This is a genomic window from Desulfotruncus alcoholivorax DSM 16058, assembly GCF_000430885.1.
GTDB lineage: Bacteria > Bacillota > Desulfotomaculia > Desulfotomaculales > Desulfallaceae > Desulfotruncus > Desulfotruncus alcoholivorax.
On record NZ_AUMW01000017.1, the window covers coordinates 59718 to 84119 of the forward strand.

Here is a 24402-nt window from a genome sequence, read left to right on the forward strand (position 1 = left end):
CAGTTCCTTGTCAAAATATTAAATAAGGAGGAATCTATATGACAGGAATAAAGAAAATAATTTCAGCACTGGTAGTTTTATTTGTTATGAACTTTGCCCTATCCGCAACTCCTGCTTGCGCCGGGGCAAATGCCGGCGGGGCGGCGGCCGGTCATGCCCGGGTAGCGGAAGCTATAAAGGGCGCTGAACAATACCTGGTAAAGAAAATGTCAGCCCCTCAATACGACGGTATGCTGGAATGGGCCATGCTGGGGCTATATGCAGATAACAAAAATGTGCAATCCTTTTCCCTGAAAAGGGAAGCGCAAATTGCCCGGGGAGTAATGATTGACGCCAATAAAAATACTGATTACCAGAGATCGATTTTGGGAGCGCTGGCTGCCGGGAAAAACCCGGACGGTTACGGGGGGATCAAGCTTCTGGAAAAAGTCTGGTTATCCCAGACGCCCCGGGGTAAGTTTGCCGACTCGATCAACGGACAGGGAGACAGGCTGGTTAACGCTCATGTCTGGGGGATAATCTCCTTATATGCGGCGGGCCGGGAAATTGCTGACGCTGATAAAGCTTTACAGTGGCTGGTGGACCATCAGAACACCGACGGTGGATTCAGCATTGATACCAACATGGAAGAATCAGACGTGGATATGACAGCCATGGCCGTCATCGCTCTGGCTTGCCTGGGCAAGGATACAAGTTACCCTGCGGTGCAAAAAGCGCTGGCCTATTTAAAAGAGCAGCAAAACGATGACGGCACCTTTGGCGCCTGGGGCACCTCAACCACGGAGTCCTGTGCCCAGGTCATACAGGCACTGGTCATGCTGGGTATTGATCCTGCCGGGGCTGAGTGGTCCAAAGAAGGGAAAAACGCTGTAACCGGGTTACTAAAGTACCGTTTGCCAAATGGTTCCTTTTCACATGGCCCTGAACGGTTGCCCAACGATATGGCTACAGCCCAAGCCCTGATAGCCCTGGTCGATTATTCAACCGGTGAGACGGTTTACACAAGGCTGCACCAGGCATCAAAAACACAACCATTTTGCCTATCAGGCGGTAAACAACCTGGTGGCAAGTAAGGTTGTACATGGCTATCCTGACGGCACCTTTCAACCGGAATTAAAAATATTTTTTTCAGAAGGATATTAATAAAGAATCAAGAATGATCGAGTTGCAGTTATCCATGACGGTAGGATAGTTGAGGAATTGAATACAAATATGCTACTTAATAGTGCTAAACATCCTTACACAAAACAAACACCTTATTTCCTGCATCCCGGTAAGGTCTAAAACACTTTAAGTCAGGCCAGATTAAAAGAGAGTCAAAATGACTCTCTTAATGAAGATACAATGATTTGATTTCTTGCAGCAGTTTTTCTCCTTCTTCAATGTGTGCCCGCAGATGGTTGATCTCATCTTGATTTTGATTGTTTTGCATTAATTCCGTCAACTCCGTTTTATGGGCGGCAATGGAACCGTCAACATCTTGATAGATTTCCATTGCTCTTTCAAAAGTAATCCCGTCACGGCGTTCTTTTTCGAAGCGATGTTTCAAACTGGAACAGCTCATTTTTATCCCCCTTGATCTTTTTCCTGCCAAAAACTATTAATTTAGAATTATTATGTTTTAAGGGTATAGATATTATTCATAATTATATAATTCAGACACAGTTGGCCCCTACCGGGAAATTTTTTACAAATCCTACCCCCACCAACAAATAGCACAAAAATATTAATTATTTCAAGAAGGATATTAAAAAGAAATCAAGAATAATTATTTATTATACGGGCGGCAAGAACCGTCATATAACCGTTTACGTAAAACGGTCTAATATATATAATGTAAATCAATAAATTTAAAAATCAACTATAAGCCACGGAGGCATTACTCTGCACGAAGCAGGGTTACGTCTTGGTGGCTTTTGTACTTTATCATGGAGGTGGTTTCATCTATCAAAACTAAATTTTAATTTGCGGCAATAATATGTCTATTAACTACTTATGAAAGGGGTAATGACAAATGCATATACCTGACGGTTTTTTAGATACCAAAACCTGGGTCAGCACTTACGCGCTGAGTGCCGGTGCGCTGGCATACAGTATTAAAAAATCCAAGGAAGTTTTAGAAGATAAACTTATTCCCAAGCTGGGTATTATGGCCGCCTTTATTTTTGCGGCACAAATGGTTAATTTTCCCATAGCCGGGGGCACATCCGGCCACCTTTTGGGGGCAGCGCTGGCCACGGTTTTATTGGGACCGGTAAGCGGTTGTTTGATACTGTCAACGGTGTTGGTCATTCAATGTTTAGCTTTTCAGGACGGCGGCCTAACGGCACTGGGCGGCAATATTTTCAACATGGCCGTATTGGGAGTAATAACGGCATACCTGGTATACTCGCTGCTCGCTAAAGTTATACCCGGCACGACCGGCAGAAATATTTCCATTTTCCTGGCCTCGTGGTCCTCGGTGGTGGTGGCCGCGTTCGGCGCTACAGTGGAACTGGCGGCATCCAACACCATCCCTTTTAGCGTGGCATTTCCTGCCATGATCGGTATTCACATGCTCATTGGCATAGGCGAAGGTTTAATTACCGTTGCGGTGGTTAATTTTGTGGAAAAGGTTGGCTTTGTCGATGCAACAGCAAAATCAAAGAGCGGGGTGAAAACAAATGTCTAATACCGTCAAAGTGTTTATTGCTGCATTAATAGTGGCTGCCTGTCTTTCCCCCTTTGCATCTTCGTTTCCTGATGGGTTGGAAAGGGTGGCCGAAGACAAGGGCTTTTTGGAAAAGGGCGAAGGTAAAGAGGTGATTACTTCCCCCATCCCTGATTACACTTTTCCCGGAGTTCGCAATGGAGTCCTGGCCACTTCAACGGCTGGCGTGCTGGGCACTGTGCTCACCTTTGGAGCAGCCTACGGCCTGGGTAAATTAGTACGCAAAAAAGAAAACTAACAACTCGTGGTTATAACAGTCATGAATAAAAGTAAAATTATCCGTATTGCTGTTATAGACGGCCAGGGCGGCGGCATTGGCGCTCAAATCGTAAATAGACTAAGTGTATCTCTACCGGCCTCCAAAGCTGAAATCATAGCTTTGGGCACCAACTCCCTGGCAACCAGGCGGATGTATAAAGCAGGTGCCAATGATGGCGCCAGCGGTGAAAATGCGATTATTTATAACGCCAAGCAGGCCGGCATTATACTTGGAACAGTGGGTATGATCACACCATTTGGTTTTAACGGTGAGATGACCACTGCTGCTGCCGAAGCCGTGGCCCTGTCCACAGCACCAAAATTGGTTTTGCACTTAAACCGATCCGGGATTGAAATTATCGGCAGTGCAACCGAACCGCTGCCTCACCTGGTGGACATGATGGTTGACAGAGTGCGCCAGATGTTAGATTTGACACCACCAGGTTAGCAATCTTCCTTAATAAAAAACACGCGATCAAACGTTTATAACTATGCCATGAAGGTATCTTGTCCTGCCGAAGCAGATAATACCAACATGGCATTTTTTAACTCGTCATGAGGCCTTGGCATAGCCTCAGACCTCCTTAAACTTTGCTGCCGGTTTTGACATGCGCCGGACAGCAAAAAACTCCTTTCGACCGGTGGCGCAGCCGGTACTGCCCTCCCCTATAGGCGGTACCGGCGCGCCAGGGTCTTTTTTAACCCGGTTAAACCAAGTTTAAACTTTTGTATTGAACTTTATTAAGAGAAAGGAAGTTGAAATAATGAGAAAAGAAGCATTTTTCAAATATGCTGTTTGTTTTATATTGGCAATATCCATGTTCACAACAGGATGCGGTATCAATAGTCAAAAGCCCGTGTCGGGCGATCAAAAAATAAAGGTTGTTACATCAACTACCCTTATTGCTGATATTGTTCAGGCAGTTGGCGGAGATAAAGTCGTTGTTAACAACATTGTTCCCCCTGCATCTTGTCCGGGACATTTTGACGTTAAACCTGCTGATATGCAAGTATTAGCCGGCTCAAAGCTATTCATGCTGCATAACTGGCAAGGCGAGCAGTTCACTGACGATATGATCAAATCCGCTGGAAATACTCAATTGCAAAAAGTTATACTGGATGTTCAAGGTAACTGGCTGGCCCCACCGGTGCGTAATGAGGCTATTGATAAAATCACGGAGGCATTGGCCACAGCCGATATTAAAAATGGTGAAGCTTACAGAAACACTGCGAGAGTATTAAAAGAGGAAACAAACCGCATCGGCTCCGCCCAGAAAAAAAGGTTGACTGAGGCCGGGGCGGGCAAGGTCAATGTTCTGGTGAACGACATGCAGGCGGGGTTTATCAAATGGGCGGGCTTTAATGTAGTGGGTACCTTTGGCCGTGCTGAAGACCTTTCACCTAAAGAAATGGAAGACTTAATAAAATTAGGTAAGGAACAAGGGGTAAGTCTGGTGATAGATAACCTGCAAAGCGGCAAGGAAGCCGGGATAGAGATAGCCAAAGGAATAAACTGTAAACAATTAACCCTAAACAACTTCCCCGGTGGTGTGCCCGGTACCGGCACATGGGCTGATACTATAACCAAAAATGTTGATCTGCTCGTTAATCTATTAAATGATAACCGGTGATGTTAAATGAGAGACGTTGTTATAAACATGCAAAATGTTACTGTGTCATACCGTGAAGATGTGGCACTACAAAACCTTTCAATTGAAATAAAAAACGGTGAAATGATCGGCATCGCCGGCCCCAACGGAGCGGGCAAAACCACCATCCTGACGGTGGTCAACGGCCTTGGCCGGCTGGTGCGCGGCCAGGCAAAAGTGCTGGGACATTTAATGAGTGCCGGCAAAAAGGGCCGTGATTTTCGTTTGTGTTATAAAACTGCGAGTCTTCGTAAATTAATTGGTTATGTCCCACAAGGTTGTTCCGTTGACCCCGGAACGCCCATAAGCGTGCGCGATGCCGTTATGCTGGGCCGCTACGGTCGCTTGGGTTTCTGGCGCAGGCCGGGGCGGGATGATTGGCAGGTGGTCGGCAAACTTTTAGAAATGGTGGAAATATCTCATTTGGCGGAAAGACCTTTCGGGCACCTGTCCGGGGGTGAGCAGCAACGGGTGGCCATAGCGCGTGCTCTGGCGCAGGAACCGCGCATAATGCTGCTGGATGAACCGACCACTTATTTGGACTGGCGGTCACGGCAGGAAATATTGCAATTAATTAAGCAGGTCCACCGGGAAAAAGGTTTAACCACCCTGATGGTAACCCATGACCCCAAAGATACTTTTAATTTTTGTGACCGCGTGGTTTTACTGCAACAAGGGCGGGTTGCGGCAATAGGTCCACCGGCAAAAACACTTTCAGATGCTGTTCTGCGCAAAGTATACGGAGAAAGCACCATTTGCTGCCAGGGAGGTTTTTATTAGCCGTGGAGATTTTAAGATACGAGTTTATGCAGCACGCACTGTTGGCCGGCTTGCTGGGCGGCATTGCCTGTTCACTGGTTGGAGTGCTGGTGGTTAGCATGCAGTTGTCCTTTATCGGCGTTTCCATTTCCCACGCAGCTTTTGCGGGTGCTGTCATCGCGGTCTTTTGCGGGCTTAATCCAATGTTGGGGGCTTTTGTCTTCAGCCTGTTGGCGGCGGCAATTATTGGCCCGCTGGCGGACAAGGGTGAGTTTAAGCCGGATACTTCACTGGGTATCGTCTTTTCGTTGATGATCGGCCTGTCCTTTTTGTTTATGGGTATGATACCCGGGCCTAAAACACAAGCTTTGAATTTGATGTGGGGCAGCATCCTGGCCGTTAACAACCAGGATTTAATGATACTTTTTATAACCGCTGTACCGGTGCTGTTAACTATCACGCTGTTATACAAGGAAATCCAGGCTATCATATTTAACCGGGAGATCGCGCTGTCAGTGGGTTTGCCGGCAGCCTGGTTTTTTTACGGGCTGATGTTTTTGACGGGGCTGACCGTAGCGGCGTCTTTAAGGCCTATCGGAGGGCTGCTTATTTTTAGCTTGATACTTAATCCGGCTGCAGCGGCTTACCAATTAACCTACAGTTTAAAATGGTTATTTGGGCTGGCCGCCTTTTTAGGTGTGCTATCCTGCTGGGCCGGGCTCGCCTGCGCGTATTTTTTCAACCTGCCCGGAGGGGCCACCATCGTGGTACTGTCCACTGTTATTTTCTTTGCGGCCAACGCCTTTTCACCCAAGCGAAAGGTGTGTAAAATCAGCACCCCCAAGGAGGTAAATATTAATGCTTAAAGATTACTTTGATCAAATGTCTGCAAAATGGGATTCCATTATGGGACCCGAAGTATCCCAAAAACTACAGGAGATTGTGCATGAATGCGGTATTGCCAAAGGCGCCCGGGTATTGGATGTGGCCTGCGGCACAGGCATATTAACTCCCATTCTACTCAATTGTGTGGGCAAACAAGGTAAAGTGACAGGCATAGATTTTGCGCCTAAAATGATTGATATAGCCAAAGCTAAAAACAATGAACCCAACGTCAGTTTTGTTGTGGCAGACGTCGAAGATTTGCCTTTTGATGATGATTCCTTTGATTACGTTTTTTGCAATGGGGCATTGCCGCATTTTCCCGATATCATGGCTGCCCTTGAGGAAATGAAACGCGTTTTGCGTAACAACGGTCAGCTTGTCATATGTCACGCCAGCAGCCGTGAAGAGATTAACCAAACGCACCAAAGAATCGGGCACCCCGTATGCAATGACTTATTACCAACGGCCGAAGAGCTGGAATCAATGTTAAGAAAAGCAGGTTACGATAACATTCGATACAGTGATACCCCGGATCGTTTTGTTTTCAGTGCATTTAAGTGTTAACAGAAATATTTTGCCAAACCCGGGCTTTAGCCCGGACACAGTTGCCCAACCCGGCTGTTTTGTAACAGGCTTTTAGTGAAAGTGTGCCTGGGAACGGCAAGCACCCTGCCGGTAGGCCCTTCTTCCACAATGCGTCCCGCCAGCATCACCGCTATGCGGTCGCTGGCTTTCCTGGCCAGGGCCAGGTCGTGGGTAATGAGCAAGATGGCCAGCCCCTTCCTTTCCTGCAGGTTAAGCAGCAGTTTGATAATTTTGGCCTGCACGCTGGCATCCAGGGCCGAAGTTGGTTCATCGGCAACCAGAACCCTGGGCTTCATCACCAGCGCCCGGGCAATGGACACCCTTTGGTTCTCCCCCCCACTTAAGTGGTGGGGATACTTATTAAGAAAATTGTCATCAGACGGGAGCTCCACATCCTCCAGCGCCTCTCTGACCAAGGCCAGCTTTTCTTCTTCGCTGCCCAGACGATGGATATCCAGCGGCTCCTTCACTGCCTGAAAAACATTCATCCGGTGGCTTATTGATTCTCTCGGGTTTTGAAAAATCATTTGCACCTGGCGGCGAAATTTTGCGTCCCCGGCGCTGACTTTTTCCAGCTCGTAAAAAATTGCTCCCGCATCAGCTCTGAGCAACCCCAGCACTGTTTTGGCCAGGGTGGTTTTCCCCGAGCCGCTTTCTCCAACCAGGGCCAGTGTTTCTCCTTCATAAAGTGTTAATTGCACATCATCAACTGCTTTATAGTAACCGAAAGTTTTGCTTAGTTTTTTTACTTCCAGCAGGGGAATAATACCGCCCCGGTGGCAAGCAATCATTCCCCGGCCGTTGTCAACCAGCTCCGGCGCTTCCTGGGCGCAAATATTTATCCGCTGCGTGCAGCGCGGGTGGAACGGGCAGCCTGTAACGTTATGGGCCATTTTGCCCGGGATACCTTGTAAGTCCTTGGTGGTGTCCATACCGGGATAAGAGCGTAATAATCCCCGGGTATAAGGATGGCGCGGGTTAGCCAGCAATTTTTCACTGGGACCCGTTTCGATTATTCTGCCCCCGTACAAAACCGCCATCTGATTTGACAGTTGAGCGGCTACCGCTAGGTCATGGGTTATCAGCAAAGTAACTTTATCCCCGGCAATTTCATTTAATAATTGAATGATTTCATTTTTGGTGAAAGCGTCCAGTGATGCGGTGGGTTCGTCCAGGATCAGCACCTCCGGGTCGTTAACCAGCGCCATTGCTATTAATGCCCGCTGCCTCTCCCCGCCGCTCAGCTGGTGGGGATACCTGGCCGCCCTGTCTCCGTCTATCTTTACAAGTGCCAGTATTTCCGAAACCTTTGCCAGAGCTTTGCGTTTATCGTCGGCTCCGTGCACCAACACGGCCTCCATTATCTGCTCCCGTATGGTATACAAAGGATGCAGCGTATTTTCCACGTTTTGAAACACCATGGCCAGCTTTGAGCCTCTCAAACGCCTGCGCTCGTCTTCGCACATAGAAAGCAAGTCCCGTCCGTTGAAAAGCATGGCTCCGGAGCAGCTGCCTTCCACCAGACCCATTATGCTTAATCCCAGAGTGGTTTTACCGGCGCCCGATTCTCCGATAATTGAGAGAAACTGCCCTTTTTCCAACTTTAAATTTACATTTTTTAAGACTTGCGTTCCATTATAGGATACGTTTAGTTCTTTAATCTCCAGCATGGTGTACCTCTTTTCGCAGACGTGGATTCATAACGGTTTCCAGTGCGGTCCCGGTGAAGGTAAACCCTATGATGGTCAATGATAGGGCGAAACCGGGCGGTAAAAGCCACCACTTCCAGACATCAAGATAGGTGAATTGTAATGCGTCCTGCATCATTTTCCCCCAGCTGACCAGAGAGGGATCGGAAATACCCAGGAAGGAAACCCCGGCTTCCATGAAAACCGACCGCCGGGCGAACTGGATAATAATTGCGGTAAGCACGGGGCCCATTTCCGGCGCCAGATGGCGCTTCAACACATATGTCCGGCCGCCGCCGAAACTGCGTGCGGCCATTACATGCATGCTTTCTTTTAAAGCAAGGGTTTGCGCCCTGACCATTCTTGCCCCTGCCGGCCAGAGGAAAACCGAAATAATGACTATCAGCAATAAAAGATTGGGCTTTAGATAAGCTGCGGTAAGTATTACCACAATAACCGGCGGAATAACCAGCATAGCGTCCACCAGCCTCATCAGCACCCGGTCATACATACCTCCCAGCAAAGCGGCGCTTCCGCCTGTCAGCAAACTGAATAATACTGCCAGCACGGCCGCCCCGCCGCCGGTCAGCAAAGAGTTGCGCGCGCCGTAAAGAAGCTGAGTCCATACATCCTGCCCGACATCGTTGGTTCCCAGCCAGTGCCGTGCGGACGGCGGCTGAAAAATCAACCCGGTATAGTCTTCCGGGCGATAGTGGGTCAACAACGGCGCCAACAGAGCCAGGGCCAAGAGGCTTAAGAGAATGGTCAGCCCGGTGCGGCCCATATAATCACTTTTTACTTCTTTTAATATGTTAATATGCATAAGCAATCCTCGGGTCAAGACGGGTATATACAATATCTACCAGTAAATTGACTGATAAAACAGTAATAGTCAGCACCAGTAATATTCCCTGCAGCAGGGGATAGTCCCGGGTCAGCAAAGCATTGTACAGCAGTGATCCCATCCCGGGATAAGAGAAAACAATTTCTATGAATAACGCACCCGACACCATGTGGGGCAGCTGCATGCCAGTAGCGGTAACCACAGGCAACAGGGAGTTCTTTCCCGCATGCCTGTATCTGATAACCTTGTCGGGGCACCCCTTGGCCCTGGCAGTAAGAATAAACGGTTCACCAAGGGAGATAACCATTGCATTCCTGGTTAAAAGAAAGGGACTTGCAATCCTGACCATAGCCAGCGACGTCAAAGGCAGTGCCAGGTGTTTGAACAAATCAGTCAAAAATGTGAGCCCGCCGCACCCGGCATACGGTGTAGTAGCCCCTGCCAGAGGCGCCAGTCCCAGCACCACGCCGAAAAAAAGCAACAGCAAAATACCGGCGAAAAAGTCGGGAAAGCCGCTGGCAAACATCAGCACGCCAAGAAGCGCGCGGTCCAGCGGGCGGCCCCGCCTGTAACCGGATTCTATGCCCAGGACAACTCCTATCAGGGTGGAAATGATAATAGCCAGGCCCACCAGTAAAACAGTCCAGGGCAGTGAACCAAAGATGACAGCCAGAACCGGTGCGTTATAGAAATAGGAGTAGCCCAGGTCGCCCCTTAATAGAGAACTGATATAGGCCCAAAATTGCCGGCCGGTTGACTGGTCCAGGGCAAACCGGGCAACCAGCTCCGCTTTGAGTTCCGGCGTCATGGCAATTATGGCTTCGTCACCGTAGATAGCCTGCAGGGGGTCTCCGGGCATAAGCCTGGGTAAAATAAAATTCAGGCTCAATATCAGGACAAGCGCAATTAGATAGTTGATTACCGTGGTTGGACCTTTCATTCTCAATTCTCCGAAATATTGTTTTGCACCCGGGTACAATAACAGCCCGGCCTTGCTTAACTTATTAGCTTATTTCACAAAAGACATTTTGTTCAGCGGAATTGGCACACCAAGCCCGACACCACGCACGGTGTAGTATAAATTTACCTGCCCGTCGTGGGCCCAGTAGTAGGTATTATAATAAAGCGGCAGGGCCGGTATTTCCTCCGCATACAGTTCCTGGACTTTATCTAAACACTCTTTCCTTTTGACGGGATCCGTCAACGATATTTGTTTTTTCAGTTCCTCCAGCATGGTCTGGTTTTTTAGGTACCTGGCACTGTTAAAGTCCTGGCCGGCAATAAATTTACTCATCTGGGCCGGGTCGCCGCCCAATCCACCGTGACCGCTCAAGGCAAGATCAAACTTCCAGTCTTTCACCCGGCTGTCCAAGGTTTTTGCTTCAATACCCTGTAAATTGATCTTAATACCAACCCGTTCCAATTGCGATTTGATCAGTTCACCTTCACGATCTCCCACGTTACCGCCGTTCCCGGCGCCAAACAGCAGTTCCAACTGCAGCGGCTGTCCGTTCTTTTCAAAATAATCTCCTTTTTTCTCATACCCCAGCTTTTTAATAATTTCTTCAGCTCTGGCAGGGTCATAGGGATAGGCGTCGTTCAGTTTGTTGTTATACCACCGGTTGTCCGGCGGTATCAACCCGGGGCTGGCAGGCATACCGTAACCTCTGAGACAGGTATCCACCAAAGCTTGACGGTCTATGGCATAGGCCAGCGCCTGGCGGAATTCTTTATTGGACAAAGGTTCCTTTTGGTGGTTGATCGCCAGCTTGGCCACCCAATCGTGGCTTCCAGGAAGTATTTTAAAGCCTTCTTTTTCCAGCGTGCCGCTTAATTCCGGCGGCACACCGGCAGCATTGACCTGCTTTTGCCGCAAAGCGGCCGCCACAGCCTCATTGCCTATTTTTACAAACTTAATTTCAGCAACCCTGGGCTTTCCCTGGTAATAATTATCGTAGCGTTTAAATAAATAGGTCCCCTGGGCTTTATTGTAGTCCTCCAGCATAAACGGGCCTGTCCCGGTACAGGCTTCCTTTGTCTGAAACTGCTCCGGGGATTTAACATCTTTGTAGATGTGCTCGGGCAGTATGGGCAGAGTCCCGCCCACATATTCCAAAAAAGGGGCATACGGTTTATCCAGGTACATCTTTACCGTGTAGTCCCCCTGGGCTTCAACTTTTTTGACGATACCGGTGTCAACCCACTGGTAAGGATGCGCCCTGGTATAGTCTATCGTGAAAACCACATCTTTAGCGGTAAACTTCTCACCGTCATGCCAGGTAACGTTGTTGTTAAGCTCAAAGGTGTAGGAGTTTTCATTTTTATTATATTCCCAACTATTGGCCAGCGCCGGTATGTAACCTTGGCTGTCTTTCCATACCAGGGTATCAAAAACCAGGCTCATCCTAATATACCCCGGCCCCCTGGCATAGTGCGTGTAAGGCGCCGGTAGACCCCAGTCGCCGGTAGCGTCCGCCACGGTATAAAGCAGTTCACCGTTGCCGGCTGCCGTGCCGGTGGCGGTTTTTTCACCCGCTTGCTCCCGGCCGCAGCCGGCAAGAAGCAACAACACGACAAAGATGGCAAATATACAGGTTCGCAACCTGGTCCAAGGTGCAGCTGTTATTAACATAAAATCCCCTCGCTATTTGAAGTTTAGGTAGATACCACCCAATTCGGGCATTGCCCTGATGCTTTTTTTGCCTCGTCTCACCTCCGAAAAAGAAAAAACCACCAAAGCTGTACCCCATTACTAATGGAATAACAAACCTTCGTGGTCTCTTGAAAATTTTTTTAAATATGTTATGGAAAGATGGCCTTCGTAACCATCAATATTACCATCAATATTAGATACTTGAAGATAATTATACAATATTCGGTTTTTAGATTCAACAATGGATTTAGAATCTGTTGACATATATGTTGACATATAATTATTTATGATGTAACATTATTTAATAACTTAATCAAGGTAATTAATTATCATCAACCATTTTAAAGAGTGCCATGAAGGTGCGTTTCCCTCCGGCAGGGAATGCTTTTCGTGGCTTTTTTGTTGCATAGTAACTGAGTACAGAAAAAGAATAATACTTATTTGCGAGGAGTGGTATGCATGTGTATAGAAAAAAACCCGTGGGAAAGGTCCATCGAATTTCACGGGCACTCTTGCCCGGGTTTGGCCGTGGGCTACCGTGTGGCCGGCATAGCGCTAAAGAAATTAAAGGAATACCGGGCTGTCGATGAGGAATTAGTGGCAATTGTGGAAAATGATGCCTGCGGCGTCGATGCCATTATGCTGTTGACGGGTTGTACCCTGGGCAAAGGCAACTTGATTTACCGGGATCACGGCAAGCAGGTTTATACCTTCGGCAGCCGTAACAGCAACAGGGCACTAAGAATTTCGGTAAACGGCGAGGTTTTACACAGGCAGGACCCTGGTGTTGCCGAACTGCGCAAGAAAGTTTTCGGAGGTGCCGCCACAGAGGAAGAAAAAAAGAAGTTCTATGAATATCAAGCCTCCAGGACAGATCAGATATTGAATATGCCTGAGGAAGATTTCTGCGTAACAGAGGAAATTAATTTTAAGATGCCTGACAAAGCCCGGATTTTTAATTCCGTACAGTGTGGCAGTTGCGGCGAATATGTTATGGAGTCCCGCGCCAGGGTGAAAGACGGTCAGGTCGTTTGTATTCCCTGCGCTGATAACTACAGCCGGGGCTGATAAGAAAAAAAACTCTATGCCATGGAGGTATATGTCTTGCCGAAGCAGACAATACCGGCATGGCATTTTTCATTAGTCAAGAGGCCTTGGCATAGCCTCTGACCTCCAAAAAATTTGCTGTCCGGTTCCGACATGCGCCTGACAGCAAAAATTCTCCTTTCGACCAAACGGCGCTGCGGGTTTACCGCCTTTCCCCTAAAAGACGACCCCGCGCGCCAGGGTCTTTTTTTAGCGGTGCCTAGCACCTGCTATTCATAAAATTCCTTCGGGTATTCAACCACTCCATTCACCCCATTTAATTGTGGACAACCTTCCAGGTTGACCACAGTACTTGGATAACGTTTCACGTTATCCACACTGACCACAGCCACGGCGGCAGAACCAAAGCACATCATAATAAATAATTATGGTTTCTTAAAATCTTTAATTCATTGTCTTGACCCACCCGGTGGCTCTCTAAACAGAATCGTGGCTCATTTTCACCGGAGTAGTGGCTCTAGCTCTCCGGAATGGCTGGCTCTGACATGTCGGAATATACACCCAAAGGAGAAAAACAAGGAAAAATCGAGAAATAATGAATAAAAAAGCAGGAAAACCCCCTATTCTGGCAAATTATTTTTTAGGCACAAAAAAAGAACCAGAGGAGGTTTTCTTGAGTAAGCATGGGCGTTTCCGCCCATACTCCTCGACGGAACCGTACGTGCCCTATTAAGGCTGCAATGCTCACTTTGCCATCTTGCACAAAATCAATCTTTATTCTGCCTTCTTTGCCTGAACGCACGAAGATCAATCATTTTATCAGGTAAGTCGCCGCCTTTTTCAAGATGATTTATAACTTTGGCTATTTCCTCCCTTACCTTCCTGTAATCTATTTCCCTCCAGGCTTCTAGGAGCGGAATAAACTCCTTTTCACCGGATTTTTTAATCTTATCCAGCAACAGCAAGATCATACCTCTGTTTCTGTCCTTCAGTTCATTTACAAAGCTGTAATCTCCACCCGGAATTAGTGACCTGAGTTTTTCCAGCAGTTCATCCGAATAAGTATCCCGTTCAATTTCCCAACCCATGCCGGTATAAACGATCACAGGCAGCCTGCCGTTATATTCAATCTTAAGGTATCCTCTCTTAATAAGCCAGTCAATCCTGGCGGTTATATACTCAATCTTTAATTCCTTATAAAAACCGTATACGGGACTTTGGTCCAAGCCATACTCAAGAAGCTTTTTATCTTTTGACCCCTTAAGTATTTTGGCGAGCAGGCTCCTGCCTCCAGTGGCAATAAGCTCGTCGGCGCCGCGTAAAATTGTTTTTATCTCTTCAAACGACAAATCTTTTATATCTTTTGGATCAAGGTGATATCTAACCCTTTGTTTCTTTTTGCTCATAAAAACACCTCAATAAAAGTTAGTTTATTAACCTTGTACCACATGCTGGCATGTTCCTTCGACCTTTTTTCAAAAAAAATGGCAACCTGTTAGCTGTTGCCGCCATTTCATGGTAAGGGTAAAGCATTTACCTTTGTAGCCATCACGAAGCGATTTTGTTCTTCCACCGTCTTCCTTTCAGCCCGCAGCTAGCGATTACGGGACTCACGAACTATCTCCATAGCTCCGCTAACCTTTAAATTACACTGTAGTGCTGGTTATTATAGTTAGACCACCATGCCGCTAATGAGGCACCATCGAAAAGATGAAAAAGGGGTTGCTGTAGGGGCGGACGACCCTGTCCGCCCGCCTCTGAGCCAGCTGTTAGTCATCTGGAGATATTCCGTCAAAGTTTTTTCAGGATAGTTTAAGCCCGACCCCCTATTTCATACACCTCAGGGAGACATCATCTACCAGCACCGTGCTGGTGTTGCCCGTCGTGGGTCGAAATTCAAAACGCAATTCCATCCAGTCCGTGCCGAAAGGCAGCACCCCTGTTGTAAAGGTATATTGCTGGTAAGTGCCGTTGGGCAGGCTGTCAGGTTTATAAACCGGGTCTACCCGGCCGATTTGCCGGCCCAGGCTATTGTAAACAAAAATTGCAACCTCCAGGCTAAAATCGCTCTTTCTACCAAGGAGCAGGTTTTCCGAAGCCCATAAAGTCACCTCGTAAATCCTGCCTGGCTCACCAGGAACAGACTGGGACAATAGCGCCCTTTTGTCTGCTGCGGCACCCAATTCAGCAGCATAGTTGCCAGAATGGGCCATCCTGGACCGATTCACGTTGGCTGCGGACCAGTTCTCCGGAACATTCCTATCCAACCATTCTTCAAAACCGGGGTTTCTTAACATGTTTGAACGTGAACATGGTGAATAAACTTTTGAAGGCCCGGTTTCAGGTCCAAGCACCTCTACACCTGCTTCCACGTACCGCCTTCTATCTGATCTGTCGTAGGCCCGAATTATATGGGGACCGTGGTTAACATAATAACCCCTGTGGTCACGCAAGTCCCAACTAGTTCTATAGGTACGGCACTCACCCGGCTGCAGCACAAAATCACCGCTTTTATAATCAGCAAAATCGGCATCAGTCCAACGCCTTATTTCCCTGCCGTGGTGCATAACGACAAAATTGACGCGCCGGCCGTCCGGGTACCTAAAGATCCTGGGACGCTCGGACAGGTTGCAGTAGCTGAATATAACCGGTATATCCTCCCCGTGGTAGTATCTTCTGCGCCTGGTTCTAATGTCATAGCGTATGCCGTCATAATATCTGGTAGCATATTCGCTGTCCCGCGGGTATTCGTAATAATTGTAATCATAATCCGGAATATAGGCACTTTGCCTAAAGTCCTTAATGTTGTTTAATTTAGCCGGCTGCGGCATCAGGCCGTGGCGGTCAGCAACCCGGCCAGGTGTGTCGCCCCCTTTTATCTTATATGTGGCCACTGTAAATTCACTCCTTCCGGCGTTTGCCTACTATTACTTTATGTCAGAGAAGGAGACAAAGTTACCCAAACCACCTGGTTTATAATGGCAGCGCCCGTGCCACCGGCACGGGCTATACTTTAACGGACGCATATTACCTCGACATCGTCGATTTTAACGGTGTTGCTGTTATTGGAATTGGGCCTGAATATAAACCTCAACTCCACTTCGCTGGTACCGGCTGGAAGTACTCCTGAGGTAAATGAAAACTGTTGATAGGTATTATTAGGAATGTTATCCATTGTATAGACCGGGTCAACCCGACCGATCAGTTCGCCTGCACTGTTATATACATAGATCTGGGACTCCATCGTGAATCTGGAAACTCCACCCGACCGTACATTTTCCCTGGCCCAGAAAGTAACCTGATAAATGCGGTCAGGCGCTGCTTTAATTCTCTGGGACAACAACGCTTGCTGGTCACTGGACCGGCCAAGTTCAGCGGCATAAGAACCGCTGTGCGATTGATTGGTGCGAAATACATTCTGAGAATACCAGGCATCAGGCTTGCCATCGCTCCATAATTCAAAGCCCGGGTCGCGCAGCATGTTTTTCTTCGGGCATTCTTCAACCGGCGCCGGACCTGGTCCTGGTTGCTGCCCCGGCACAACCCTGATGGTTGTTTCCACATACTGGTTTTCTATATTTCTTGCCACGTTATAGGCACGAATACGAAAATTATCCAGCGCTACATAATTGCCCTGTTTATTGCGCAGATCCCAGGTAGCCGTATAAGTTTTGCATTCGCCCGGACTAAATACTTCTACGCCAGTGGCTCTGGTGAAAGTTCTTTCATCCGACCAACGCCAAACTTCCCTGCTGCCGCGCAAGGCTACAAAATCCACCCGCTGTCCGGTGTTATATTGCAATCTTAATGTCCTACCGGAAGTGTTGCATTTTTCAAAAGTTATTCTTACCTGCTGGCCGCGCCGGTACTGTGTGCGATTGGTCGAAATAGTGTAACGCAATCCGTTAAAAATTCTGGTGTTACGCGCCCCCGCCCCTGGCCCGGGCGTTGTCGGGACTGCAGTGCCGCCGGTCGGTATAATTAATACATCCCCAACTTCAATTTGATTGGGATTTCTGATATTATTCGCTGCAAGAATTGCACTTACGCCAGTACCAAATTGCCTGGCTATAGTGTAAATTGTATCCCCACGTCTTACCCTATATGTCGTTGCCATGTTAATCCTTCCCCCCTTCCTAAATAATGCCCAAAATATTTTATGTTTTGAAAAGCATAAAGGTGAACCGGAGGGTGGATAAAAGCCGGCGGCATGGGAGTCTAAATGCATAACTCATGTTAATATCAAAACTCAAGCACAACAGCTTGATTTTGACCAAGGCTCCTTGGCACGTCAATTATTCTTTGGTTGGAAGAACCCCTGAAGGCAAGGTTTAAATCTCTTTTATCCTGTTCGTAAGGACCATCCACCAGTACATCAATATATTTCAATACCGGCAATTCTTTAATTTTCTCAAAGGTGTAGCCGGTATAGACCCAAATATCAAATTTAGGATACTTATCCCGCACCGCTATAAGAACTTCCGCCAGAGGCGCAGCCTGCATCAGCGGATCCCCGCCCGATATGGTGATGCCCCTGGTCAGCGGTGTAACATTTTCCTCAATCATCTTTAATACATCTTCCGTGCCGACTTCCTGCCCGCCCCCGGTTGGGATGAGATCCGGGTTATGGCACCCCGGGCAATGGCGCGGGCAGCCCTGGGTAAAAATAACCAGCCGGAAACCAGGGCCGTCCACCACGCTTTCTCTGACAAAACCTGAAATTCTAAGCTTAGCCATTTATATTCTCTCCTTTACTTGCCGAAAAGCCTGGCGTAAACTGCCATACGCCGGTAGTTACGACGCATGGTCGGCGACGACAGGCGATAAACATCCAGCACCTCGTTAAAAAATTTGGCCGCTTCCTGTTTTTTACCTATTTGTTTTAAATATTTACCGGTTTCAAACAGCGCCTGGACAGACCCGTAGCGCATTAAGCTATCTGTCAAACTTTCAGAATAGCTGTGTTTTAACAAATAAAGATATGGCAAACCGTGCGCCACCTTGGGATTAATTTGAATCGCCGCTTCCAATTCTTTTAAACTTCGTTCCCTTTGACCCAGATAATAGAGGGACGCCCCCAGGTAATACCTACCCAGGGCCGAGTCATCCATTTTAACCAATGCGTTTTGCAGGCGCTCCACAGCCCGGTCATATTGTCCTTGCATGAAATACATTTCCCCGAGCTCCAGCTGGGCATTGGCATTATGCGGGTTTACTTCCACCTCGCGCTGCAATTCGTAACGGCGCCTGCTTCGCCTGAGCGGAGCCAGGAAATCCGGTAATATGCCGATAAAGCTCCGGTCTACAAAAACATAGATCATAATCAAAATAAGCAGCGCAAGCAAGGGATTGCGGGTAAGCAAGGAGATAATCATGAATAATCCAAAAAGCTTCAAGGAACCCAACTCCGTTCTATAGTAGTACAACAACTATATTATATACATTATATACCATAATCTAGTTGTTCTTCCTCCAAGATTAAGGATATATTAATAATTTGGTAATTGAAACGTAATTATTGCTTTCTATAATGCCAATAATACATGTATCAATTTTGGAAAGGTGGATTGATTACATATGGATAAATACGTTTGCACTATTTGCGGGTATGTCTATGACCCTGAGGAAGGCGCGGAAGGTATAGACCCGGGCACCCCGTTTGACAAGCTTCCTGATGACTGGGTATGCCCGGTTTGCGGGGCAGGTAAGGACCAGTTTGAAAAAGAATAAATAGACGGGGGAGATAATTTATGAGTTGGAGTATCACCAAATTTAGCGGAGACGAAATCATTAAGCTGGCGGTTGAAATTGAAAAGCAGGGACAAAAGTTTTATGAAATCGCGGCACAAAAGGTTGACGACCCTGAAGTAAAAAAGATTTTTGAATTCCTTGCCGGTGAGGAAGACAAGCACATTTCAGATTTTAAAAAACTGGGTGAAAAACTGCCGCACGATTTTACGCCCAACGAAAGTTATGTCGGGGAATACGGCAATTATGTCAAAGCGCTGATTGACAACCATGTTTTTAACCATGCCAACATTGAAAAATTGGCCGCCAAGGTCACGGTGGCCCGGGAAGCATTGGCTATAGCCTTCAGGTTTGAAAAAGACTCTATACTAATCTTTCAGGAACTGTACAGCATGGTTGATGCCACCAGCAAGGAAATACTGGCCGGGCTGATCGAACAAGAAAAGCAGCACATTAGAAAACTGGCAGTTGACGTAATGCCATATAATTGATCCGGTTATTTTCGGTTCATCACTATATTGGATTTGATAGAACGGGGCCGCTGCGGCACCGTTCTATTTTTTCCGGTAAATAATGTGTTCGAGCACCAGAACAGCCAGCACGCCGGTGACAAATCCGTTGCCGATAACGGGCCTCAAAGCAGCGGAAAAAGTTCCCAAAACATTTTCCGGCAGAAATGAGATAATTATTCCCAGCAGCAGGGGCAGCCCCATGATTAAACCGCTGTCAAAATTAAACCCTTCCGTGGAACCGAAAGCCACCAGCATTCCCGCTGCGATTTGCGAGCACATGACATAAATCATCACTGTGCCAATAATTAAGGAAGGAATCGCCTCTACAAAGGCAACTGCCCCGGGCAAAAAAGAAAGTATTAATAAACCCGCCGCGGTTGGCATCAGGGTAAATCTTGATGCATTGCCGGTAGACATTATTATCCCCGGGCTTAGAGAGAAATTTACCGGCCCGATCACACTTAAAAAGCCCGATAGGACATTGGCAAGCCCGGTCAAAGCTATCCCCCTGGTTATACGCCCGTGCATGTTGTCCGGCTTGATCAATTCACCGACGGACTGAATCGAACCCAGGTCATTAATGGAAAGGGCGAGAAAACAAACAATAAAGGAAAACATTATCCCGGGGTGAAACTCCAAACTGCTGTTGATATTGCTGAAAAAGGAAGCCGAAAACACGGGAACACCCCCGGAACCTGCCATTTCCGGAAAGAACAATAAATATATAATGCTGCCGGCAATGATGGCCCAGATAATCAAAGTTGATTTCCAGATACCGGTTAGATGCCTGCCCGCCAAAAACATTATCAACACCAGCACCAGAGCGAAAACAAGATTGAACAACGGCGGGGACTCCAGTGAGGGCGATAAGATCAGGTTCATTATAGTCGGGGCAATGGTGAAAGCGATCAGGATTAAAATTGTGGCCACAACCCGCGGCGTAAAATATTTTTGCAGCCGGCCAAACAAGCCTGTCACACTGACTATGGAAAGAATAACCCCGCCCAACATAATTGAAGTGTAAACCGCTGCCGGATTGTTGCCCTGACTGGCGACGATACCCACCAGCAAAACCGCCGCCGGTCCCAGGATTAAAGGTAGTTTATGCCCCCAGAGCAGCTGCGCCAGCATTGCCACCGCCGTAATAAAAAAAACCTTTTGTACGTAAACAATTTGATCGGCGGCGTTGCCAAAATAAAGGCCGGCCACCACCTTACCGATTATTATAATGGTAGGTATGGATATTGCCAGCCATTGCAAGCTATATAGTATAAGTTCCACCGGTGGTGGAATCTCATCCAAGCCATACTTAAAATTTAATTTTGCCAGTTGAACCACCCCACGGATCAAAGTATATAATATTAATATTCTAACACAAATATACTGGCGATCAAATTAATTCCGGCCGGCTCTAACCATGCTTTTTTCCGGATACAATACAGTTGAAAGGAAAATAAATCAACCAGAACCGGATAGGAGGATGCATATATATGTCTAACAAAACGCTGCCCAACCGGGAGGAGATAGCTCAGGAGTTCAAGTGGCACCTGGAAGACATCTATCCCAATGATGATTTATGGGAAAAGGATTTTAAAGAAGTAAGCAGGTTGATAGAAAAAGTCGCGTCCTATAAGGGGAGATTGGGTGAATCCGCCCAAACTTTGCTGGAAGCCTTTCGCACGCAGGAGGATCTAAATAGAATAGACGAAATGGTTTTTACCTATGCCAAAATGAGGCGTGACGAGAACAACGCCAACCCGGTTTACCAGGCTCTGACCGACCGGTCCGAGAGTTTGAGCGCCATGGTTCAGGCCGCCATTTCTTTTTTTGTTCCGGAGATTTTAAGCCTGCCGGCAGAAACCCTGGAGCAGTTTAGAAAAGAAGAGCCCGGCCTGGAATTATACCGCTTCGCGCTGGAAGAAATCTACAGGCAGAAACCCCACACCCTGTCTGCGGCTGAAGAGCAAATTATAGCCCAGGCGGAAGAAGTAACCCAGGCACCGTCCAATATTTTTACCATGCTCAACAATGCCGACTTCACCTTTCCCCCGATCAAGGACGAGGAAGGGAATGAGGTGGAAGTAACCCATGGACGCTACATACGTTTTATGGAAAGCAGGGACCGCCGGGTGCGCAAAGAAGCATTTGAATCAATGTACAGCACATACCGAAAATTTATCAACACCCTGGCCGCCACTTACAACTCCAGCGTTAAAAAAGACGTTTTTTATGCCAGGGTGCGCAAATATCCATCTGCTCTGGAAGCATCATTATTCAGCGATAACGTCCCCCGGGAAGTTTACGACAACCTGATTAAAACCGTGCGGGCCAATCTTGACAAAATGTACCGCTACGTAGCTTTACGTAAAAAAATACTGGGACTTGAAGAATTGCATATGTATGACCTTTATACTCCGCTGGCCAAGGAAGTGAAGTGGGATATCCCTTACCCCGGGGCTGTTGAAATGGTCAAGGAAGGGCTGGCACCCCTGGGTTCCGCATATATTCAAACAGTTGCCGAAGGCATCAATTCCGGCTGGGTGGACGTGTACGAGAATAAAGGAAAAACCAGCGGCGCGTATTCCTGGGGACCCTATGGAGTTCACCCCTTCGTATTGTTGAATTACCAGGACAATTTGAACAACGTTTTCACGCTGGCCCACGAAATGGGTCATGCCATGCATTCGTATTATTCATACCGGGAGCAACCGTATATCTATGCCCATTACAAAATCTTTACCGCCGAAGTGGCCTCAACGGTAAATGAAACGCTGTTGATCAGACATTTACTTGATACCGTAAGTGAACGTGATAAAAAGCTTTATCTGTTAAATCATTACCTGGAACAATTTCGCGGCACGGTATTCAGGCAAACCATGTTTGCCGAATTCGAAAAAATAACCCACGAGAAACTGGAAGCCGGGGAAGCTTTAACCCCGGAACTGCTCTGCCGGATTTACCGCCGGCTGAATGTTGATTACTACGGACCGGACATAGTGGTTGACGAAGAAATTAAATATGAGTGGGCGCGCATCCCTCACTTTTACAGCGCTTTTTACGTTTACAAATACGCCACCGGCTTTTCAGCAGCAACCTCCCTGGCCGGTCAAATTCTGGATCAGGGGGACCAGGCGGTGGGCCGCTATCTGGACTTTCTCAAAAAAGGCGGGTCGGACTACCCGCTCAACCTGTTAAGGACCGCAGGCGTGGATATGGCCTCCCCGCAGCCGGTTCAGGACGGGTTGGATGTATTCGGTAAACTGCTGGATGAATTTGAACGGCTCACCAATAGTTAAAGCACCCGTAAGGGTGCTTAATTTTTAATACCGGTAATCAACTGCCTGCCGGCAACTTCGCTGACCGGCGTGACCATAAAGCCCGCTTCCTCCAGCCAGGTTTTATATTGATTATAGGTCCAGGTACCGCCACATTCGGTGTTGACCAGCATATTGACGCCAAAAACAGCGGCCCTTACTCCGGTACCCCGGATAATGTCGTTAATTACAACCCGCCCGCCCGGGTTTAATTCCGCGGCCGCCTCCCGAAACAGTTTTCTGTTTTCCTTTTCACCATAGATATGACACACGTTGCCCAAATAAACCAGGTCGTACGGCCCGCGCGGCAGCGCAACAGTGAAGTCGCCTTTCACCATATGAATAGGAAGGCCGGGATCAAGACCGGGCAACATCAGATCAACAACTTCCGGGGTGTCAAGTACGGTAACCTCCGCCCCCCTTTCCACGAAAGCCAGCGCGTAAGTTAGCGGTCCTCCCCCCACATCCAGCACGGCCGGGCTCTGCGGCAGGTCTTTGAGGCAAAAGTCGACAATTTCTTGGGCGCCCGGCGACGCGTTGCGTCTCATGGCCAAAATAAAACTTTTCAGCCGCAGGCCGCTTCTCCGCTCCCGGGTGGCCGGTTTGCCGCTTTCCAGCACCTTGGGAAGCTGCAGCCAGGAATGCATTAAATTATAGGCGTGCATAAAGCCAAAACCAACATACTGTTCGCTGTTTTCGTCATAGAAAATCGAGTACGCCTCATCTGTGAGGCTGATACAAGGCGCTTCGTGTTTCAAGTACCCCAGGGCTACCAGCGCTTCAACCACCACCCAAAGCGCCCTTAAATCGGACCCGGTTTTGTCCGCAAGTTCCACCAAAGTGTAGGGGCCGTCCTTTAATGCATCAAACAAACCATTGGTAACCGCCGCACCGACAATTAAAAATTCCTGCGGCAGCTGAAAAGAACTGACGTTGGGAATTATTCTCACCCCCGTAATTATTTTTATTGTTAACCCAAACCGCCCTGGCCATAATTATAACAAGGAAAACTTTCAAGCCTGGTTTTATTTTAATAAATGCATATAGGCCCACAGCCCGAACCCAATTATTGCCAAAAAGAAGATCATTCGAATAATTCCAGCCACAAATTTAAACCCCAAATACAGGGCCAGCGCACCGGCACCAATTAGTAATAATGTTCCCAAAACCCAAACCTTCTTTCTTTAAACTGAATCTTAAATGCCGTCATATTTTAAGCAACCTTAATGCCTGCGAGATGAACCGGCTTCCGGCCCGCTGCGATCTCCTAAAGCTATATCCCGCAGGGCCTTTATTATTTAGGGTTTGCTGAACCAATCCTAATTTCAATTAAAACACTATAATGACGGTCGAACTAAAGCTAGATAATACCGAAATAGGTGCCGCAGAAAATAGAACAAAAGAACACGGAGTCTATGCTCCAGGGAGTGTGAATATTTTCGTGTAAATGGTTAAGATAAAACTGGGGTTAATTAGAAACAGCCAGGCAGCCCTTTACATGGAGAGAGGCCTGTGTTAGCCTATTTGGGCGGGAGGCCAACGCACAGCGTGGACTCCCCGCGGCCTCCTGGAAACACAGGCCTGGAGGGCTCCATGTCAAGGGCTGCCGTCGGTTAATCGCCAGGCTAACTTATATGGCCAACTCAGTTTCCAATCTATCCCCAAAATATATGGCGAACTGTGAGATGCAGTTCTTCCAGTCTTTAACAGGCATGGTCCACTTTTTGGCTGCTTCAACGGTGGCCAGGTA

At 47.7% G+C, this 24402-nt stretch carries 26 protein-coding genes; 13 read left to right on the plus strand and 13 right to left on the minus strand.

All coding sequences use genetic code 11. The features are described 5' to 3' along the window. The first annotated feature begins 38 nt into the window (after window positions 1-38). Entirely contained in the window at window positions 39-1073 is a 1035-nt protein-coding gene (locus tag H569_RS19900; protein WP_051273536.1) for a prenyltransferase/squalene oxidase repeat-containing protein, read from the plus strand. Next, a complete protein-coding gene (locus H569_RS23620) occupies window positions 1063-1143 on the plus strand; it encodes an S-layer homology domain-containing protein (RefSeq protein WP_407638065.1) in 81 nt (26 codons plus the stop codon). The genes H569_RS19900 and H569_RS23620 overlap by 11 nt, the downstream gene beginning before the upstream one ends. 187 nt (window positions 1144-1330) lie before the next feature. Here H569_RS23620 and H569_RS0109700 read toward each other — a convergent pair whose 3' ends face one another. Next, entirely contained in the window at window positions 1331-1564 is a 234-nt protein-coding gene (locus tag H569_RS0109700) for a hypothetical protein (RefSeq protein WP_027364849.1), read from the minus strand. Window positions 1565-2014: 450 nt separating this feature from the next. Between H569_RS0109700 and H569_RS0109705 the strand changes: the two genes are divergently transcribed. From H569_RS0109705 to H569_RS0109740, 7 genes are all read left to right on the plus strand, one after another. Further along, window positions 2015-2671 (plus strand): energy-coupling factor ABC transporter permease, encoded by a 657-nt coding sequence (locus tag H569_RS0109705; RefSeq protein ID WP_027364850.1) that lies wholly within the window; start codon window positions 2015-2017, stop codon window positions 2669-2671. After that, window positions 2664-2948 (plus strand): PDGLE domain-containing protein, encoded by a 285-nt coding sequence (locus H569_RS0109710; RefSeq protein WP_027364851.1) that lies wholly within the window; start codon window positions 2664-2666, stop codon window positions 2946-2948. The genes H569_RS0109705 and H569_RS0109710 overlap by 8 nt, the downstream gene beginning before the upstream one ends. A 21-nt stretch (window positions 2949-2969) precedes the next feature. Beyond that, entirely contained in the window at window positions 2970-3416 is a 447-nt protein-coding gene (locus tag H569_RS0109715) for a DUF3842 family protein (RefSeq protein ID WP_027364852.1), read from the plus strand. A gap of 316 nt (window positions 3417-3732) precedes the next feature. Further along, window positions 3733-4599 carry a metal ABC transporter substrate-binding protein gene (locus H569_RS0109725; protein ID WP_034630141.1) on the plus strand — a complete coding sequence of 289 codons (867 nt, stop codon included), beginning with the start codon at window positions 3733-3735 and terminating at the stop codon, window positions 4597-4599. A gap of 6 nt (window positions 4600-4605) precedes the next feature. Further along, on the plus strand, window positions 4606-5397 hold the full coding sequence (locus H569_RS19905; protein ID WP_034630142.1) for an ABC transporter ATP-binding protein: 792 nt from the start codon (window positions 4606-4608) through the stop codon (window positions 5395-5397). Between the two features lie 2 nt (window positions 5398-5399). Continuing rightward, window positions 5400-6242: a metal ABC transporter permease gene (locus H569_RS19910; protein ID WP_238492516.1), complete on the plus strand. Its 843-nt coding sequence runs from the start codon at window positions 5400-5402 to the stop codon at window positions 6240-6242. Further along, window positions 6235-6825 (plus strand): class I SAM-dependent methyltransferase, encoded by a 591-nt coding sequence (locus H569_RS0109740; RefSeq protein ID WP_034630143.1) that lies wholly within the window; start codon window positions 6235-6237, stop codon window positions 6823-6825. The genes H569_RS19910 and H569_RS0109740 overlap by 8 nt, the downstream gene beginning before the upstream one ends. A gap of 26 nt (window positions 6826-6851) precedes the next feature. On the opposite strand, the gene H569_RS19915 is transcribed toward H569_RS0109740, so the two are convergent. The 4 genes from H569_RS19915 to H569_RS0109760 form a co-directional block, all read right to left on the minus strand. Continuing rightward, a complete protein-coding gene (locus H569_RS19915; RefSeq protein ID WP_034630144.1) occupies window positions 6852-8516 on the minus strand; it encodes an ABC transporter ATP-binding protein in 1665 nt (554 codons plus the stop codon). After that, a complete protein-coding gene (locus H569_RS0109750; RefSeq protein WP_027364855.1) occupies window positions 8503-9357 on the minus strand; it encodes an ABC transporter permease in 855 nt (284 codons plus the stop codon). Before H569_RS0109750 ends, H569_RS19915 begins: the two co-directional genes overlap by 14 nt. Further along, the gene (locus tag H569_RS0109755) at window positions 9347-10318 is read right to left on the minus strand and encodes an ABC transporter permease (RefSeq protein WP_027364856.1); all 972 of its coding nucleotides are present in this window, start codon (window positions 10316-10318) and stop codon (window positions 9347-9349) included. The genes H569_RS0109750 and H569_RS0109755 overlap by 11 nt, the downstream gene beginning before the upstream one ends. A 69-nt stretch (window positions 10319-10387) precedes the next feature. Continuing rightward, window positions 10388-12010: an ABC transporter substrate-binding protein gene (locus H569_RS0109760; RefSeq protein WP_051273538.1), complete on the minus strand. Its 1623-nt coding sequence runs from the start codon at window positions 12008-12010 to the stop codon at window positions 10388-10390. Window positions 12011-12490: 480 nt separating this feature from the next. On the opposite strand from H569_RS0109760, the gene H569_RS0109765 reads away from it, so the two are divergent. Next, a complete protein-coding gene (locus tag H569_RS0109765; protein ID WP_027364858.1) occupies window positions 12491-13099 on the plus strand; it encodes an FmdE family protein in 609 nt (202 codons plus the stop codon). A gap of 746 nt (window positions 13100-13845) precedes the next feature. Here the strand turns inward: H569_RS0109765 and H569_RS19920 are convergent. From H569_RS19920 to H569_RS0109790, 5 genes are all read right to left on the minus strand, one after another. Further along, window positions 13846-14484: an RQC-minor-1 family DNA-binding protein gene (locus tag H569_RS19920; RefSeq protein WP_051273539.1), complete on the minus strand. Its 639-nt coding sequence runs from the start codon at window positions 14482-14484 to the stop codon at window positions 13846-13848. A gap of 420 nt (window positions 14485-14904) precedes the next feature. Then, complete coding sequence (locus H569_RS0109775; protein ID WP_027364859.1) at window positions 14905-15972, minus strand: BsuPI-related putative proteinase inhibitor; 1068 nt, start codon at window positions 15970-15972, stop codon at window positions 14905-14907. A gap of 119 nt (window positions 15973-16091) precedes the next feature. Further along, on the minus strand, window positions 16092-17195 hold the full coding sequence (locus tag H569_RS0109780; RefSeq protein WP_027364860.1) for a BsuPI-related putative proteinase inhibitor: 1104 nt from the start codon (window positions 17193-17195) through the stop codon (window positions 16092-16094). Between the two features lie 125 nt (window positions 17196-17320). Next, window positions 17321-17815 carry an anaerobic ribonucleoside-triphosphate reductase activating protein gene (gene nrdG, locus H569_RS0109785; protein ID WP_027364861.1) on the minus strand — a complete coding sequence of 165 codons (495 nt, stop codon included), beginning with the start codon at window positions 17813-17815 and terminating at the stop codon, window positions 17321-17323. A 14-nt stretch (window positions 17816-17829) separates the two neighbouring features. Further along, entirely contained in the window at window positions 17830-18474 is a 645-nt protein-coding gene (locus H569_RS0109790) for a tetratricopeptide repeat protein (protein WP_027364862.1), read from the minus strand. Between the two features lie 181 nt (window positions 18475-18655). Here H569_RS0109790 and rd point away from each other — a divergent pair, with 181 nt between their 5' ends. Together rd and H569_RS0109800 are read left to right on the plus strand one after the other, a co-directional pair. After that, the gene (gene rd, locus H569_RS21780; RefSeq protein WP_081410961.1) at window positions 18656-18808 is read left to right on the plus strand and encodes a rubredoxin; all 153 of its coding nucleotides are present in this window, start codon (window positions 18656-18658) and stop codon (window positions 18806-18808) included. 20 nt (window positions 18809-18828) lie between these two features. Then, the gene (locus tag H569_RS0109800) at window positions 18829-19317 is read left to right on the plus strand and encodes a ferritin-like domain-containing protein (protein WP_027364863.1); all 489 of its coding nucleotides are present in this window, start codon (window positions 18829-18831) and stop codon (window positions 19315-19317) included. A 63-nt stretch (window positions 19318-19380) separates the two neighbouring features. Here the strand turns inward: H569_RS0109800 and H569_RS0109805 are convergent, their stop codons facing one another. Further along, complete coding sequence (locus H569_RS0109805; RefSeq protein ID WP_238492517.1) at window positions 19381-20676, minus strand: uracil-xanthine permease family protein; 1296 nt, start codon at window positions 20674-20676, stop codon at window positions 19381-19383. A gap of 152 nt (window positions 20677-20828) precedes the next feature. Here H569_RS0109805 and pepF point away from each other — a divergent pair, with 152 nt between their 5' ends. After that, window positions 20829-22634, plus strand: a complete 1806-nt coding sequence (gene pepF, locus H569_RS0109810; protein ID WP_027364865.1) for an oligoendopeptidase F — start codon at window positions 20829-20831, stop codon at window positions 22632-22634. Window positions 22635-22651: 17 nt separating this feature from the next. Here pepF and H569_RS0109815 read toward each other — a convergent pair whose 3' ends face one another. Both H569_RS0109815 and H569_RS22505 read right to left on the minus strand, forming a co-directional pair. Beyond that, window positions 22652-23602 carry a methyltransferase gene (locus tag H569_RS0109815; protein ID WP_238492518.1) on the minus strand — a complete coding sequence of 317 codons (951 nt, stop codon included), beginning with the start codon at window positions 23600-23602 and terminating at the stop codon, window positions 22652-22654. A gap of 75 nt (window positions 23603-23677) precedes the next feature. Then, entirely contained in the window at window positions 23678-23818 is a 141-nt protein-coding gene (locus H569_RS22505) for a hypothetical protein (protein WP_157833505.1), read from the minus strand. Window positions 23819-24402: the final 584 nt, after the last annotated feature.